The 15,437-nt window shown below is 49.2% G+C and carries 14 protein-coding genes; 4 read left to right on the top strand and 10 right to left on the bottom strand.

Annotated features, from left to right (window positions below; all coding sequences use genetic code 11):
• Positions 1 to 35: 35 nt before the first annotated feature.
• The 3 genes from E5987_RS01800 to E5987_RS01790 form a co-directional block, all read right to left on the bottom strand.
• Complete coding sequence (locus E5987_RS01800; protein WP_160334377.1) at positions 36 to 1,184, bottom strand: MBL fold metallo-hydrolase; 1,149 nt, start codon at positions 1,182 to 1,184, stop codon at positions 36 to 38.
• Between the two features lie 18 nt (positions 1,185 to 1,202).
• Positions 1,203 to 2,603, bottom strand: coding sequence for a hypothetical protein (locus E5987_RS01795; protein ID WP_160334376.1), 1,401 nt, complete (start codon positions 2,601 to 2,603; stop codon positions 1,203 to 1,205).
• A gap of 598 nt (positions 2,604 to 3,201) precedes the next feature.
• Entirely contained in the window at positions 3,202 to 3,984 is a 783-nt protein-coding gene (locus E5987_RS01790) for a peptidylprolyl isomerase (protein WP_160334375.1), read from the bottom strand.
• A gap of 450 nt (positions 3,985 to 4,434) precedes the next feature.
• Here E5987_RS01790 and E5987_RS01785 point away from each other — a divergent pair, with 450 nt between their 5' ends.
• Together E5987_RS01785 and ccmI are read left to right on the top strand one after the other, a co-directional pair.
• On the top strand, positions 4,435 to 6,057 hold the full coding sequence (locus E5987_RS01785; RefSeq protein WP_160334374.1) for an ammonia-forming cytochrome c nitrite reductase subunit c552: 1,623 nt from the start codon (positions 4,435 to 4,437) through the stop codon (positions 6,055 to 6,057).
• 60 nt (positions 6,058 to 6,117) lie between these two features.
• Positions 6,118 to 7,014 carry a c-type cytochrome biogenesis protein CcmI gene (gene ccmI / locus E5987_RS01780; RefSeq protein WP_160334373.1) on the top strand — a complete coding sequence of 299 codons (897 nt, stop codon included), beginning with the start codon at positions 6,118 to 6,120 and terminating at the stop codon, positions 7,012 to 7,014.
• Here the strand turns inward: ccmI and E5987_RS01775 are convergent.
• The 7 genes from E5987_RS01775 to E5987_RS01745 form a co-directional block, all read right to left on the bottom strand.
• A complete protein-coding gene (locus E5987_RS01775) occupies positions 7,004 to 8,869 on the bottom strand; it encodes a peptidase U32 family protein (RefSeq protein WP_160334372.1) in 1,866 nt (621 codons plus the stop codon). The two genes, ccmI and E5987_RS01775, sit on opposite strands and share 11 nt — an antisense overlap.
• Before the next feature lie 42 nt (positions 8,870 to 8,911).
• Positions 8,912 to 9,559: an ankyrin repeat domain-containing protein gene (locus tag E5987_RS01770; RefSeq protein ID WP_160334371.1), complete on the bottom strand. Its 648-nt coding sequence runs from the start codon at positions 9,557 to 9,559 to the stop codon at positions 8,912 to 8,914.
• Complete coding sequence (locus tag E5987_RS01765) at positions 9,556 to 10,329, bottom strand: TatD family hydrolase (RefSeq protein WP_160334370.1); 774 nt, start codon at positions 10,327 to 10,329, stop codon at positions 9,556 to 9,558. Before E5987_RS01765 ends, E5987_RS01770 begins: the two co-directional genes overlap by 4 nt.
• 1 nt (position 10,330) lies before the next feature.
• Positions 10,331 to 11,119 (bottom strand): UDP-2,3-diacylglucosamine diphosphatase, encoded by a 789-nt coding sequence (locus E5987_RS01760; protein WP_160334369.1) that lies wholly within the window; start codon positions 11,117 to 11,119, stop codon positions 10,331 to 10,333.
• Positions 11,120 to 11,611: a peptidylprolyl isomerase gene (locus E5987_RS01755; RefSeq protein WP_160334368.1), complete on the bottom strand. Its 492-nt coding sequence runs from the start codon at positions 11,609 to 11,611 to the stop codon at positions 11,120 to 11,122.
• 20 nt (positions 11,612 to 11,631) lie between these two features.
• The gene (locus tag E5987_RS01750; protein ID WP_160334367.1) at positions 11,632 to 12,189 is read right to left on the bottom strand and encodes a peptidylprolyl isomerase; all 558 of its coding nucleotides are present in this window, start codon (positions 12,187 to 12,189) and stop codon (positions 11,632 to 11,634) included.
• A 78-nt stretch (positions 12,190 to 12,267) separates the two neighbouring features.
• On the bottom strand, positions 12,268 to 12,816 hold the full coding sequence (locus E5987_RS01745; protein WP_160334366.1) for a tetratricopeptide repeat protein: 549 nt from the start codon (positions 12,814 to 12,816) through the stop codon (positions 12,268 to 12,270).
• Positions 12,817 to 13,159: 343 nt separating this feature from the next.
• Here E5987_RS01745 and E5987_RS01740 point away from each other — a divergent pair, with 343 nt between their 5' ends.
• Both E5987_RS01740 and E5987_RS01735 read left to right on the top strand, forming a co-directional pair.
• The gene (locus E5987_RS01740) at positions 13,160 to 14,713 is read left to right on the top strand and encodes a hypothetical protein (protein WP_160334365.1); all 1,554 of its coding nucleotides are present in this window, start codon (positions 13,160 to 13,162) and stop codon (positions 14,711 to 14,713) included.
• 2 nt (positions 14,714 to 14,715) lie between these two features.
• Entirely contained in the window at positions 14,716 to 15,405 is a 690-nt protein-coding gene (locus E5987_RS01735; RefSeq protein ID WP_160334364.1) for a hypothetical protein, read from the top strand.
• The last annotated feature ends 32 nt before the right edge of the window (positions 15,406 to 15,437 follow it).

The following is a 15,437-nucleotide window of genomic DNA, read 5'->3' as shown; positions in this document are numbered from 1 at the left end:
TTCCCCGCCCTCTGCGGGGCGGGTGTTTAAGTCAATCAGCTCGGGAAGACGAGGGTGTCTCCGTTGCCTAAGTAGTTAGTGGTCTTGGAGCGGAACCGAGCCGTGCCCTGCACAACCGGATAGCCGGCGTCCACGAACTTCTGGGCGGTGATGAGGCCGGTACAGTGGTTGCAGCCGACTTTCTCGAGTTCCCACTTCTTCAGACCGATAACAAGGTCGTCATACTTCGGATCCCAGTCATCGAACGGCGAGATGTGCAGACCGCCGTAGAGGCCGTAGAACTTGTCTTTTTCATAGGCAATTTCTTTGTAGGCCGTGTCCGCAAAGAGGATGATGCCCTGATGGCAGCATCCGGTGATGGATACCAGGCCGACATCCTTCACGTTGCAGTACATCGAGAGTTCGCCGTACACCTTGAAGATAATCGGGCATTCGAACTGATAAAGCGCGACACCTTCCTGGATCTTATGGAGTCCCTTCGGAACGTCTGTAACCTTGCCGACGTGACCGCAGTTGGCCATGTAGTGCTTGCCGGAAGGATAGAAAGTTGACGGGCGATAGACCGGGATGTTGGGGCCGTATTTAGCTACAACAGGGAATCCGAAGTAATGGTCCATGTGTTCGTGCGTGGAAATGAAGGCTGCGATCTCGTTGTTGGCGAGCATCTTGTCAATGCCCTCGCGCTTGAAGCACTGGTCCATCCACTGATAGTTCCAGCCGCAGTCAAAGAGATACTTTGTCTTTGTACCATCAAGCGCTTCAATTTCAACGAGGCAGGAATAACCGCCTGCATTGTCCGCGTGTTCGCTCAGTTCACGAGTGATTTCCCATGCTTTGTCCAGATCTTTGGGCAGATACGGAGCGATGTTTTTCATGCCTTCTTCATAGGTGCCTTTGCCCGGACCTTTGCCGTTGCCGAACGGCGGCCAGTTGTACGTGTACTGGTCCACCAGCAGGCCGCCTGAAGCGGTTACGTCCTGCATGAAGATACTGTTGTCGAACCAGCTGGTTTCGGAAATATTGGTGATTTTGACAGACTTGCATACGCCGATGTCTGCAGTGCCGCGATTCACATCGGGAAGGAACGCGGTACGAGCCGGAGAGTAGGAGTATGCGCCCATGGCACCGACTGTGCCAACGCCTGCTCCGAGCGCTAAGCCCTGGATAAAGTTACGTCGTTTCATAATGTGTTCCTTTCTTATTTAATCGACCAATGTGAAGATCTTGCTGCAGATCGGCAGTACCCAGACCACTGCGAAGTAGAACGCGATACCGCAGGCGATGCCGCATACGAGACCGGGGATCATGTCGCCTCTCCAGACAGCGCGTTCTTCAACTTCTTTTTCAAGCAGCTTCACTTCTTCAGCTGTGCGCATGGTTAACTTCCATCCCGGCCAACCGTCCATGAACCACCAGTTGATGAGCCAGATGTCGATGAGCCAAATCATCGGAATCATCGGGAACTGCTGCGGGTGAGAGAAGCCCTTCTGTGTTCCGAGGAAGAAATGACCGTACTTGTAGTACAGGCAGTAAATCGCGATACCGCCGAGCAGAACGATCGTGGAGCGAATCAGAACGTTGACGGGGGTGCTGAATTTACGAGGCCAGTTGCCGCAGTAGAACTGCAGGAAGAGCGCCGGAACGAGGAAGAAGATCGCTGTTTCGCCAACGTGCAGCCAGCGCCAGTCGGGAGCTGCGTCGCGTCTGTGACCGCGAATTGCTTCGCCCCAGGTCAGCTCCTGCATGTACCAGAAGAAGAAGCACAGAGCCCAGGAGATGGCGATGATGCCGAAGAAAAGGGCCAGTCTGCGCAGCCAAGGAGTCTTGATCATTGTGAAGGGATAGCGTTCCCAGATGCCTTCCATGAACCAAACGACGACGGTACAGCACATAATCCAGGCGACGTGGAAGTTTGCGGACACGGTCTGAGCAAATTCTTCCCAGTACGGAGGCGCGATAGAAGTGAAGTACTGCCACGGATAGTAAAGGATGCCCATGTGGTTGTGCATCGTCATGAAGTAAATGACGAAGCTCAGGCAGAATGTGCCGAGCCAAATGGAGAAGCCTCTTGCCGGCTGCTGAAGGTTCTGCCAGGGACGTCCTTCAAGGGCGACGACCCAAGCCGGGGAGATCCAGGAGGCGATCACGGCGAACATCATGCAGGCCTGAGCGGCGTATTCCGTCGCATAGAACTCTGTCAAGCCTTTGAGCTTAAGAAGCTGCTGAGGATTGAAGTACGCAAACGCGGTGTTGCCGAGTACGGCTTGGAAGAAGCCGTGAATCATCATGATCATGATGGCGACCGAGATGAAGGACAGCACCAGACCTTTCTGAAGCGGATGAGCTTTTTCGAGCCAATTGCGCTTGAAGGGCCAGAAGTCAAAAATGTAGGCCATCCAAATCAGGATGATCAGCCACCAGCGGCAGTAGTTATAACCCACGTACGGTGTGTAAAAACGCATCACGCCCCGCGGATCCTGGAAGATCCACCAGGTGATGGCAAATATGATGAGAGTGAAGATGAGGTTAGCGATGGGAGCGATGGGACCCGACCACCGCTTGACTAGCTTTCGCTGCTCAAGATAAGGCAATGGATGTGTCATCTTATTTTCCCCTTAGGTTTTAGGTGAACGTACCGTTTAAGGAGACGGTTATTTTTATGTGAGAAGACACGAGCGAAAAAGCTGAAATGTCAGGTCAATAATAGGAGGTCCTACGAATAAATCGTCCCTTTTACTGAGTACACCCCCAGTCTACAAAGCGCACTTGGGTGGGGATATTAGCGTAAACACGCTAGGGAAAACACTTGAGTTTAGGGGATAAACGATTGGAACCGACAAGAATACTCAAAAATCAGGGAATTCGAGAACGGGAAACTTGGATTTTTTTATTACATCCAAAAGGAAAAATAAAAAAGATATTGGGTGAATATCCTAAACAAATATTTTCATTTATTTACAAATAGGGAGGGGTGTGTTAGAATAAAAAGATATCTTTTGAAAATATGTAGTTAATATTCAAATAGATAAACCTCTTCTTGCTCATAGGCGTGTTCAATAATTATTTCGCCTTCGATTCAATTCTGCTTCCGCAAGATTTTCGGACAAAAGCGTTCTTGATACAAAAGAAATACCTCCCGGCGCAAAATGAAAAAGGCCCGGAAAACCGGGCCTGTCGGACAAATTAAAGCGTTAACGAAAATTATTCGTAAACAACCTTATTGTTCTTCATGAGGGACTGCAGATATTCCTGCTGCTTCTTTAATTCAAGACCTTCCTTTATTTGATTTTTGACGCTGTCAAAGTTGGGGAAGGAAGCGTTGCGAATGTCATTGACTTTGATAATGTGCCAGCCGAATTCGCTCTGAACGGGCTGCTTGCTGACTTCGCCTTTCTTCATGCCTTTAACCGCGTTGGCAAAGGAAGAGACAAACACGGCAGGACGGTTCCAGCCAAGCTCGCCGCCGTTGTCCTTAGCGCCCGGGTCAATTGAGTACTCTTTGGCAAGAGCAGCAAAGTCGCCGCCTTTAGCAAGTTTGTCCTCAATCATTTTCGCGGTCTTCTCGTCTTTGACAAGAATATGGCTTACGTCGAATTCCTGGCTGCCTAAAGCGGCTTTTTCCTGGTCATAACGGTCTTTAACTTCTTTGTCTGTGACCGGATGCTTTGCAAGTTCATCACGCAGAACCGCTTCCTGAAGAATACGGAAGCGAGCATAGTCAAGCGCGAACTGAACTTTCGGATCTTTGGTGATGCCGCGTTTATCCGCTTCCTGTTCTACCAGCGCGTTTGCGACTAGGTTTTCCGTGATCTGCTTGCGTGCCTCAGGAGTGTCTTTACCGCCGTTAGCAATGAGCTGAGCGATCCACTGATCCTGCAGGCTCTTTGGAATCGGTTTGCCGTTAACAGTTGCGATATTCTGAGCGGATACCGCAAATGCAGCACAAGCCAGCACAGAGGCAATAAAAAGTTTTGTTTTAATCATTTCAAGTTCACCGATGAATTAATAGCAACTCGATTCTAGGACGGTTGCAGGATAAATGCTGAGGAGTCATGCCCAAATAGGATTAACTATCAAATTATTTTCAGCAAATGGCAATTTTTTCATTTTTCTCGCCAACGAAACCGCAAAAGTTTTGCCGACTTCGGACGGAGATTGATTTGTTTGGGCTTCAGAGATGGAAGCCGGCAGGAGAGTGAAGTTTGTTCATTTGTCATTTTCTTTGAATAGCGATCTGTAGATGACCTTCAAGACGAACAGCATAGAAAAATTTTTTAAGAGACGTAATGATCAGACAAATAGGAGGATATACATCTATTACTAAGGAGGTACCCGTCGGTTATTTGTGGGTATTCCTCTTTTCAATATTTAATTCTTACGAGAAACTTAAACCTGCAGTAGCCCCTTTTGTTGCATACATCCTAAGGCCTAACTATGAGAAAACTACAATTTCTACCCCTTGCGGCCGCCCTTTCACTGCTCGGTTTCTTTGGCAGCGCATACGCGGCTCCGGCAGCAGATGCTAACTGTACAGCATGTCATGCCAATATCGGCGCAATGCACAGCGGATCCAAACATGAACAGCTGGCCTGCACAACTTGCCATGATGGTACTGCCGAACATCTGAAGAATCAGAAACAGCATCCGACCGTTTCGATGAATCCGCAGCAGTGTGGCACCTGTCATCAGAACCAGTTCGATTCGATGTACAAAGTTAATTATCACCGCACTGCACGTGACTCCAAGAAGAATTACGGCAACATCGCGCCGAACCCCTTCTTTGACGAAGCGCTCGGAGCGCACGGCTTTGTGAAGGAGCATGATCTGCCGAGATCTCATGCGTTTGCCGCCGTCGACCAGTTCATTTGCGACCGCGCTTTCGGCGGACGTTTTGAGCCCAAAGAAGGCTGGCTCTTCAGCGGTGACGAAGGCGGATTCTTCGGCGTATGGGAAAAGCTGAACGACACCGTCGAAGGCAACGCTCAGAAGCCGCATAAGCCCGGTACAGCCGCAGCCGCCAATCCCGTCTGCTGGACCTGTAAATCGACTGACGTCATGATGGACTGGGCCTACCTTGGTGATCCTAAAGCCGGAGCCAAGTGGAGCAGAGCTTCCAATCCGGTCGATCTGGTACACAACATCAATCACTCTGTGAACTGCAATATGTGTCATGATCCGCACAGCGCTAAACCGCGTGTTGTTCGAGACGCTTTGATCCAGGCGATGACACGCACCGACTATCCGACTCTGTATTCGGAATCGGCTAACAAGACACCGATCGAAGTGAAGGATATGGGTCTGCGCGGCTTTACCCGCAAGATTGCTATCCTCGGAAAGTCTGACAGCAAACTGATGTGCGCTCAGTGCCACGTTGAATACAACTGCAACCCGGGTACAGATCCCGCGACCGGCAAGCCCATTAAGATGGACGATCCGCGTACGAATCTCTTCCCGCTGGTTGACGTCACGAAGATCGATGATTTCTACAAACACGCTTCTTTCAAGGACTTCAAGCACAATCAGACCGGCGCGCTTCTGACAAAGATGCAGCATCCGGATGCTGAAATCTTCTGGAATTCCAAGCATGACAAACTCGGTATCGGCTGCGCTGCCTGCCATATGCCGAAGGTCAAAGATGCGAACGGAAACGCCTATACATCTCACTGGGCAACGACTCCAAGAGCGTATATCCAGGAAACCTGCCTGCAGTGCCACAAAGATAAGAGCGAAGCTCAGATGAACCGCGTGCTTGACTCCATGAACGCTCATTACATGGGCAAACTGCGCGAAGCCGAAGGTTCGATGAATCAGATGTTCATCGCGTTCCGTCAGGCTAAAGACGCCGGCGTCAGCCCCGATGTCATCAAACAGGCTCAGGATCTGCACTCTGTTGCGCACACCAACTGGGAATGGTGGACTGCCGCCAATGGCGCTTGGTTCCACAATATGCCTCAGGCGAAAGCTTCTTTAGCTAAGTCTGTTCAGGCTTCTCAGCAGGCAACGAAACTTCTTCGCGACGCGGTCGCTGCTAAAACAGCTCCCGCAGCCGCCAAGTAAGCTTCTGCATTAACCCACAGCATTGTCCCGCCCGAGCGGGACAGTGCTCAGGAGAAATCTATGACCGACAACATGTCCCAAATTTTGTTTTACGGAGCGGCTGTCGGTCTTTTACTTATTTTGGAAGCCGCCGTCTGGCGCGGCTTTAAATCTTCGGCAAAGCGCCGCAGCGACTCAGCTTCCGACGCGCTTACGCTGAACCGAATCGTCTATCGCGACGAACTAAACGAACTTAACGCCGATCTCGCTTGCGGCCGCATTACTCAGATGCAGTTTGAAAGCGCTGTGCGTGAGGTTGAACGCAGAGCGCTTGAAGAAAACGCTACAGATGATGCTCTCTCGGTAACCGCTCCGATATGGTCCGACTGCGCATCAAAAGCAATTCTTTTGCTGCTTCCGATTCTTGCGCTGAGCCTCTATTTTCTATTTGCCAATCCGTCGCTAAATAACTACTGCGGAACACCGAACGCGCAGCAGACAGAACAATATGACGCGTCGTACGCCAAAACGGTTCAAAAATATCTTAAAGAATCTCCTAAGGACGTCCGCGCCTGGGTGTCCTTATCGAACTATCATGCTTCCCGACAAGAGCCGAGCAAGGCGCTGGAAGCGATGAACAAGGCCTTTGAATATTCTCCCCGAGGCGTTGCGTCTGAGCCCGGTCACATTCTTCAGAGAGCACTTCTGATGCTTGACACGCATGACCCGATGCAACGCGGCAATGCAATGAAAGAAATTGAACGAGCGCTCACGATTGCGCCTGAAGACACGCATATTCTTGAGATTGGCGGAAGCGCGGCTTACACATTAGGTGATTACCGTACCGCAGTGCGGTATTGGAGCACGCTTCTTGAACTGATCGGACGAGAGTCCCCCCGAGCCGCTCAAATCCTCGACGCGATATCGGATGCCCGCAATCGGGAATCTATGAGTTTCGGTTCGATGTTTATTCGCTGACATGCGCTCTGAGCGACATCTCACAGCGCTTGCAGTCAAAGTAGGCGGTCATCTTAATTTTTCCGCTTTTTAGAACAAGAGGTGTCGGCTTAATCTTCTCGCCTCTGGCTTTGGCCTGCTTCGGACAGATATTCATTTCGTGCCGTATGCAGTAGCGGCAGCGCATAACTTCTGCCTCCGTGTCGCCGAGTCCTTTTTCAAAAGCTTCCTGATTCACATGCGCGCCGTGTTTCTCGTAAAACACACGTGCTTTGCTGTTCATCACATTGGCGTGATAGTCGAGTTCCTGAATCGGATATTGGGCGCTGTTTTCAGAAGCCTTCTGAAGGATCGGACGCTTGGCAAGGCGTTCCTTTTCCAGCTTTTCAATTAAATCTCGTCTGAGCTGATTCATGGCGGAGGCGGGGAGGAACTTCACCGCTTCGCACTGAAGCGAAACATCAGAGGCAGTAAAGTCGGAGTTTCCGAGTTTCTTTAAAGAGCTGAGCAGCTGCTCCTTGGCCCGTTCTTCGTTTTTTGCGTCCGCAAGATCCGCGTCACTTCGGATTTCAGCCCGATGGTGCTGACCGTCTTCAGCGCAAAGCGTTAGTCCCCTGTCATCCATCTTGGCTTCAATACGGATCGGGATTTTGCGAAGCGCGGTTTCTGCATTCATCTTTTTGACCCACTGCGCGTCCTTATTGCGCATGAGTTTGAGACCGGGTTTTAATCCCGGAATGGAGACGCAGGGTTCGCGCGTAAATACCTCCCAGAGGCCTTCGTCGACAAATTCGGCTCGATTAATCAGGAAACCGGAAAGTTCGCCCGTGTCGCTGAAGAAGGTTAAACCGTCTCCGTTATGAAGTTCTTCTTTGGTTTTTACAGTAAATGAGTTTCTGGATACGGATTTCACCGAACCAATCACAGAACCGGAGTTTTTCGGTGTATCCGCGGCACTCATCCTGTCGCTTCTGCCGTTTGTAAAGTAGTCGGTCGCGCCTCGATTAAAAGCGCTCTCGAGTGACGGCTCGAAATTTAAGGTTACGCGGCCGTCGCTTTCCTGTTCAAATTCCGGATGCGTTTCGATAAAACGGTCGATTTCTCTGCGATAGAAAGCGGTAGTGTTTTTAACGTAGGAGAGATCTTTGTAGCGTCCTTCGATCTTGAAGCTTCTGACGCCCGCTCTGATCAGCGCTTCGAGGTTGCCTGACTGATTGTTGTCTTTCAGGGAAAGAACGTGTCTGGAGCGGCACAGCGTCTCTCCGTTCTCTTCCTGTACATCAAAGGGGAGTCTGCAGATCTGCGCGCAGTCGCCTCGGTTGGCGCTTCTGCCTTTAAAGGCCTGGCTGGCGTAGCATTGGCCGCTGTAGCTGACGCAGAGCGCGCCGTGAATAAAGAATTCGATCCTCGCATGGGTGAGCGCCTGTGACATCTCTTGGATTTCTTCAAGTGTGAGCTCCCGCGCCGGCACGATCTGAGAGAAGCCGACAGATTCGAGAAACTGCGCTTTTTCCACCGTACGAATATCGCACTGAGTGGACGCATGCAGCTGAATCGGCGGAAGATCACACATGAGCAGACCCATATCCTGAACAATCAGGGCGTCAACGCCTGCGTCGTATGCCTCATGCGCAAGCCGGGCCGCTTCTTCGAGCTCCCTGTCGCTGAAAATAGTGTTCAGCGCCATATAGACGCGGCCGTTAAAGCGGTGTGCGAAAGCGCACAGCCGTTCAATTTCCGAGATGCTGTTGCCGGCGTTGGCTCTCGCGCTGAAAAGCGGGCCGCCGATATAGACGGCGTCAGCTCCGTGTTTGAGGGCTTCAATACCGATGTCCGCGGTTTTACACGGCGCGAGAAGTTCGAGGATATCGTTCATAAGAAACGAGCCCGCATGCGGGCTCCGTAAAAAAGTTGGTTTTTAACGGCAGTGATCGTATTCGAGCAGTTTCAGCACTTCTTCCGAATTACGGCGCTGTTTAGCGATGTCGTACGGCGCGAGTTCGTCATTGGTGCAGAAATCCTTGCGGGCGCCGGCCTGAAGAAGCATTTGGACGGTTTTAGCGTCGGCTTCGCGCGCTGCCATGTAGAGCGGTGTGATGCCGCGCAGGGTGCGCGCGTTAACGTCCGCGCCCTTGCTGATCAGATAGGCGACCATATCTTTATTGCCGGCAGAGGCGGCATAGTGAAGCGGAGACCAATGACGCGGATTATTGACGTTCGCGCCTCTGGCGATCAGCTTCTTGGCGAGCGGGTTGTCTTTTAAGAAGACAGCGATCATAAGCGGCGTTTCATTCAGCGCGTTGCCCTGATCAATCTTCAGATTTTTTTGCTTCAAAAGCAGATCGACCACTTTTCCGGAATGGTTGCGAATCGCAAGCATAAGCAGCGGCTCACCTGTTCCGCCGGTCGTTGCCGTGTTGGGATCCAGGCCTTTTTCTAAAAGGGGCGCAAGTGCGTCTGCGTCGTTGGTGACGGCTGCTGTTATCGCTTCATCATAGCTGCCGGCATAAGCCGACACGCTGAATAAAAGGGCGGCAGCTGCCGCAGAAAAATGCTTCAAAATCATAATTTAGCTCTGCTGAAAACCTTAAAAAAGTTTCTCGTCGAGGCGTCAGCGACCTCGTCAAGTGAAACACCTCTGAGTGAGGCGACCTTCTCGGCGACCAGTCTGACGTAGGAAGGTTCATTTTGTTTGCCGCGATACGGGATCGGAGCAAGATACGGACAATCGGTTTCCACAAGGAAGCGATCCTCCGGTACCCAGGAGGCGACATCCTGGATTTGAGCGGCGTTCTTAAAGGTGACAATGCCGGAGAAAGAGATATATCCGCCAAGGTCAAGCGCCGCCCGCGCCATTTCTTTGTCACCGGTGAAGCAGTGAAGTACAAAGCCGCATTGATCGGCGCCGTGCGAACGAAGAATATCCATCGTGTCTTCTTTCGCGTCTCTTGAGTGGATGATCAGGGGCAGTTTCGCGATTTTTGCGGCCTCTACGTGCCGCGCAAAGCGCTCCTTCTGATCGTCATACGGCGCTTCTTCGTAGTAGTAATCAAGACCGCATTCACCGATCGCGACGATTTTCTCCGGTTTGGACAATTCGACGAGTTCTTCAATTGACGCCTCATGAGGATCGTCATGCGTACTCGGGTGAACGCCGACCGCATACCAAGTATTGGGATGCTCCTGCGTGAATTTCAGACCGCGTTCATATTCGTGAAGCGAACAGCCCGCGATCAGAGTTCCAGCGACATCCGCTTTCTTCATGCGCTCAAAGAGCTCGGGCAGCATGTCCGCAAAGCAGTCGCTGTCAATGTGAGAGTGTGAATCGATCAGCATTTCAGCTCAGGTGTCCGAAATGAATGTAGTTGTTTTCAAAGCTCAGATAGCCGCCGCGCTGATTGCCGTTCTCGAAGTCCCAATCGGGAAGTACCCAGCGGTCAAAACGCGAGTCCTCGTTCACATGCGTATGGTGAGCGGGCTTATGCGTATGGCCGTGGATGACGACTTTGCATCCTGCGGAGCGAAGTGACTTCGCGACTTCGGAAACGACCACATCCATATATGCGGCGTCTTTCTTTTGGTTATCAGCTTTGCTTTGTGAGCGAAGTCCGTTGGCCAGTTCGACGCGATACTTCAGCTCTTCCTTGAGGATTTGCTTCTGTATCGCCGGATCGCGCAGCGTGCTTCGGAACTGCTGGTAATCATGATCAAGCGTGCACCAGGCATCGCCGTGAGACAAGAGGACTTTTTCCCGACCGATCTGAACCGCGATCGGGTCGCAGAGAATCTGCGCGCCGATCGAAGCGGCGAAATCCGCGCCGAGCAGAAAATCGCGGTTGCCGTGCATGAGATAAATTCGATGTCCGTCGCTGAAGTACTGCTTCAGCGCGCTGATCACGTCGACATACTGCTCAGCCATATCATCTCCGGCCCAGAACTCAAAGAGATCTCCGAGAATGACAAGCTCGCTGAAGCGAGCGGCGTCCGTTTTAAGAAACTTTAGAAAAGCTTCCTTAGTCGCCGGTTTGTCGTTCGAGAGATGAAGGTCCGCGATAAACACCGGGTTCAGAAGAACAGGAATCTTGGAAACACAAATTTCCGAAGGTGCCGCTGCGCTTAATGCCACTTAGATAACCTCAGCTTTTTTGATAATGACGTCTTCGTTGGGAACATCGTCGTAGTAGCCGACGCGGCCGGTACGGACAGCAGCGATTTTATCGACTGCGTCAAAACCGGCGACAACTTTGCCGAATACGGCGTAGCCCCAGCCGTTCATGGTTTCGCTCTTGAAGTCAAGGAACTTGTTGTCAGCGACGTTGATGAAGAACTGAGCGGAAGCGGAGTGCGGATCCATTGTACGGGCCATGGAGATGGTGTACTTCTCGTTGGAAAGACCGTTGTTGGCTTCGTTTCGGATCGGATCACGTGTCGGGACTTCATCCATGCCGGGCTTGAAGCCGCCGCCCTGGATCATGAAGCCGGGGATGACGCGGTGGAAAATCAGACCGTCATAGTGACCGTCTTTGACGTACTGCTCGAAGTTTTCCGCAGTGACCGGTGCATTCTTGTAATCGAGTTCGATGTCGATGTTGCCGAAATTTGTTTCTAAACGAATCATTTCTTTTTCCTTATAAATAATTACTTAAGAACTTTAACGCTTTCGATAATAACGGGTCTGGAAGGAACGTCATCATAGAATCCGCGGGTGGTGGTCGGCGTGCGGCCGATTTTGCGGACTACGTCCATGCCCTGAACAACTTTTCCGAAAACTGCATAGCCGTCCTTAGAAGAGTCGCCGTTTAAAAAGTCGTTGTCCTTCAGATTGATGAAGAACTGACTTGTCGCGGAGTTCGGGTCATTGGTTCTTGCCATCGCGATAGAGCCGACGGTGTTTTTAAGACCGTTCTTGTCTTCGAGTTTGATCGGGGCGCCGGTTTTCTTCTGGTTCATGTCTTTGGTAAAGCCGCCGCCCTGAATCATGAAGTTATTGATGACTCTGTGGAAGATGGTTCCGTTGTAAAAACCGGAATTGGCGTATTTCAGGAAATTATCGACCGTGACCGGAGCCGCTTTGCTGTTGAGGTCAACGACAATTTTTCCTTCCGTGGTGTTGATTTCAACCATCGGAGCGGCAAAGGACGCAGCAGAGGCTGCACTCAGCAGGACGGCTGCGACGATTTTTTTTGTTGCGTTCATATTTCTTTTGTCCAAATCAAAAATTCTGAGTCGGTATTGACTCTCTGGTAATTCATTGCACCCATAGCAGGCAAAGGCTTATTCGTCTATCTCTTTGAGTGCCTTTATTTTCTTTTTCAGAGTGGCATTTTTCGGATTCAGTCTTGAGGATTTCTCAAACATCTGAAGCGCCTTAGCCTGATAGATATCGCCAAGGTTTTGGTATGTTGTAGCGTTCATCGCGCTGTTCTGGATCGCTCTTTCAAGAAGTTTCTGCGCATAGCCGAGGTTTCCTTCGCCCGCATAAATCACGGCAAGGTTGTTGTAGGGTTCGGCGACTTCGGGGTACTCACGCGTGAGCTGCTCGAATACCGTTTTTGCTTCCTCTGTTCTGTTCGTATCAGCGAAGATAACGCCGCGCAGGAAGCGAAGATTCAGGTTCTGGGGGTTGGTTGCGAGTTCCTTATCGGCCAGCTCGAGCGCATCCTTATATTTACCGCGGGAAATGAGCTGATTAACCGAGCGGGCCGGATTAATAATTTCAGGCGTACTGTCTCCGAAAAGCGGCACGGCATCCTGAGCATAAGCCGCAGCGGAAAATAATCCGAGGGAAAGAGCGGAAGTGACCAATAATTTTGCCAAGCGCATTACTTAACCTTATTGAATTAAATGCCAAGAATTTTAATGTTAGACGGAATTTTTAGCCAAAATCTGAAGCTCAGCTCAAAACAAATTTTTGTTAACAAAAGAATTTAAAACAAAGCTAAATCGAAATTTTTAGTTTGTGATAGCCAATAAAAATTACAGATATCCGCATATAACACTGTCTAACTAAATGAGGATAAATACTAGTTTCTAAGAGGCAGAGGATAAATAACGTTACAATCTGTTATTAAATATATTTACAAAAGTCCCTTTTGCCTAATAGTCGGTCAAGGAGTTTGTTGGTTCTACCCAAAAGGTAAAAGAGCAAATCGCCAAGGAAAATAAAGTGGGTTTATTCAGTAAGACAGATGCGTCGATTACGTTAACCGGCTCTAAATCAAACCGAAAGATTGTGGTTGATTCAAATATGTTGGCTCCTATTCCAACAGAGGAAATAGTCAGAAAACTTAAACTTCATGATTACGCCCGCGAAGAGGGAAAGAAGAATTTGCCGCCAAGCGACGCAAAGGTACCTGGCGGAACGGAGCAGACGCTTTTCCAAGAGTATCAGCAAATTGTTACACGCTACCAACAATATACGACGAACATCTTGTCCGCTTATAACGGCAGGCTTCAAGAAGCTTTGAGTTTATTTAATGACTTCTATTCGAAAGTTCAAGTTCTTCCGACTCAGTTTAGAAGTGAACTTAAATCAGAGGCTGCCAAACTACAGGTAGAAATTCACAAGGCCCGGGACGATGTCGAGAAAGCAACTAGGCATTACTACAATTTCCGATCTGAGAATGGCTTGAATAGACCGGCTTCGCTGAATACTGTACTTCAAAAGTTTATAAAAATCTTGTTCTTGGTTCTTCTCGTTGTCGTTGAATCGGTTGCCAATGCGTCTTTATTCTCTAAGAATTTAGAAAGCGGCCTTGTGGGCGGCATGATGTACGCAATTTTGTTTGCGGCGCTTAATGCGACTGTCTGCTTCATGGTTGCTAAGGCCATGATAACAAGAATAGTGCATATCAAGATGTCCCAGAAGCTATTTGGCTTTTGTTCTTTAATCTTTCTGATTGGTTTTTTAATCCTCTTCGGGTTATTTGTTGGTCATTATCGAGATGCCTTGCAAGTAACGGAAGAAAATGCCAGCTTGATCGGACTACAAACTTTTCTACAGAATCCTATCAAGTTAGGTGACATGATCAGTTATCTGCTTTTGGCACTGACTTTCGTAATGGGATCTTTAGCGGCAATAGACGGATTCTGTTTCATCGACCCATATCCCGGCTACGCTCAGGAAGAGGAGAGATATAGAGAAGCCTGTGATGAATGGACAGAGTTTTACGAGGAGACCAATAAACAACTCGAGGGGATATATCAAAAGTCTTTGGATGGGCTTAATGTATCTGTATCCGATGCGCAGGCTGAGCACGCCGTGATTATGAATACAACTCAGGAACGTGAACAGCTTTTGCTTCGTTATCAAACATGTTATAAAAACTCATCAGCTTCCTGTCAGGCAGCTCTGGGTATCTACAGGAAGGAAAATCAACTGTCTCGAACGACTCCGACTCCTGCATATTTTGACGATTATTCGATTTTTGAACAACCGCTTCCTCCTGTAATTACGGGGAATGGTTGGGATGGTGACATTGAAAATATTATTAAAGTCGGAATTGCAAAGGCTGAAGAAGTTGAAAAGAAACTTCAAGAACTGCGTCAAAACCAACCTGATGTTGCAAGGGAGATTATCGAAGTTTTCAATCAGACCAAAGTGGAAATAGGTCTTAACAACCCCAGCATATCGAATTTGTACGCTGATGTGGAAAGTGTAAAGCAGGATATCTCCTCAAATATCTATGCGGGTAATTCGGTAGATTATGAGGGGGCCTAGGAATGGCATTACGCAAAAAGAAAAAAGGCTCTCAAGCTAAGGATCTCATTCTAATTTCTGTTCTTCTTGTCCTCATACTGGGAGCAATTGGCGGTGCGGCCTGGATGTATTTCGGCAACAAGAAAGCAGAATTGGATAAAACGACATTTTGTCCGATTGTTAATGGTGAACCTACTCCGTCGGCAACTTTGACAATATTGCTGGACGAAACAGATCCCCTTAGCTCTCTGCAGCAGGATTTTGTTATGGTTGCTATTGAAAATATGGTGAGGGAAGTAGAACCGGGGACCTTGATATCCATCTATACGCTTTCCAGTACAGGAGAAATTACAAGAAAGCCTGTATTTGAAAGATGCAAAATCCGCGATGGAAGCGATGCAGATCCTTTGACAGAGAACGAAAAACTGCTCAAGAAACGGTTTATCAATAATTTTAGGGCGCCTTTAGCGTCAATCATGACTGGTCTCACTTCTTCTCAGGAGAAGGGAAAAGAGTCAAAGATTATCGAACAAATTCAATCTTGTGCTATTAACACTTTCCAGAAATGGCATCCCGAAGGGGAACAGACCTTGGTTATTTTTTCTGACATGCTTCAAAACTCCCAAGGTTTTTCGATGTACAAAAACAGAAACTATAAGTTTGCAGACTGTCTTGTCCTGAAAAAAGTTGACTACTTAGGGAGTCAACAATGAAAGTTGAAGAACAGATATCTACACTAATGAAA

Source organism: Parasutterella muris (assembly GCF_009767915.1).
Lineage (GTDB): Bacteria > Pseudomonadota > Gammaproteobacteria > Burkholderiales > Burkholderiaceae_F > Parasutterella > Parasutterella muris.
The sequence above is the reverse complement of the archived record's forward strand: the minus strand, read 5'-3'. Positions and strand labels throughout refer to the sequence as shown.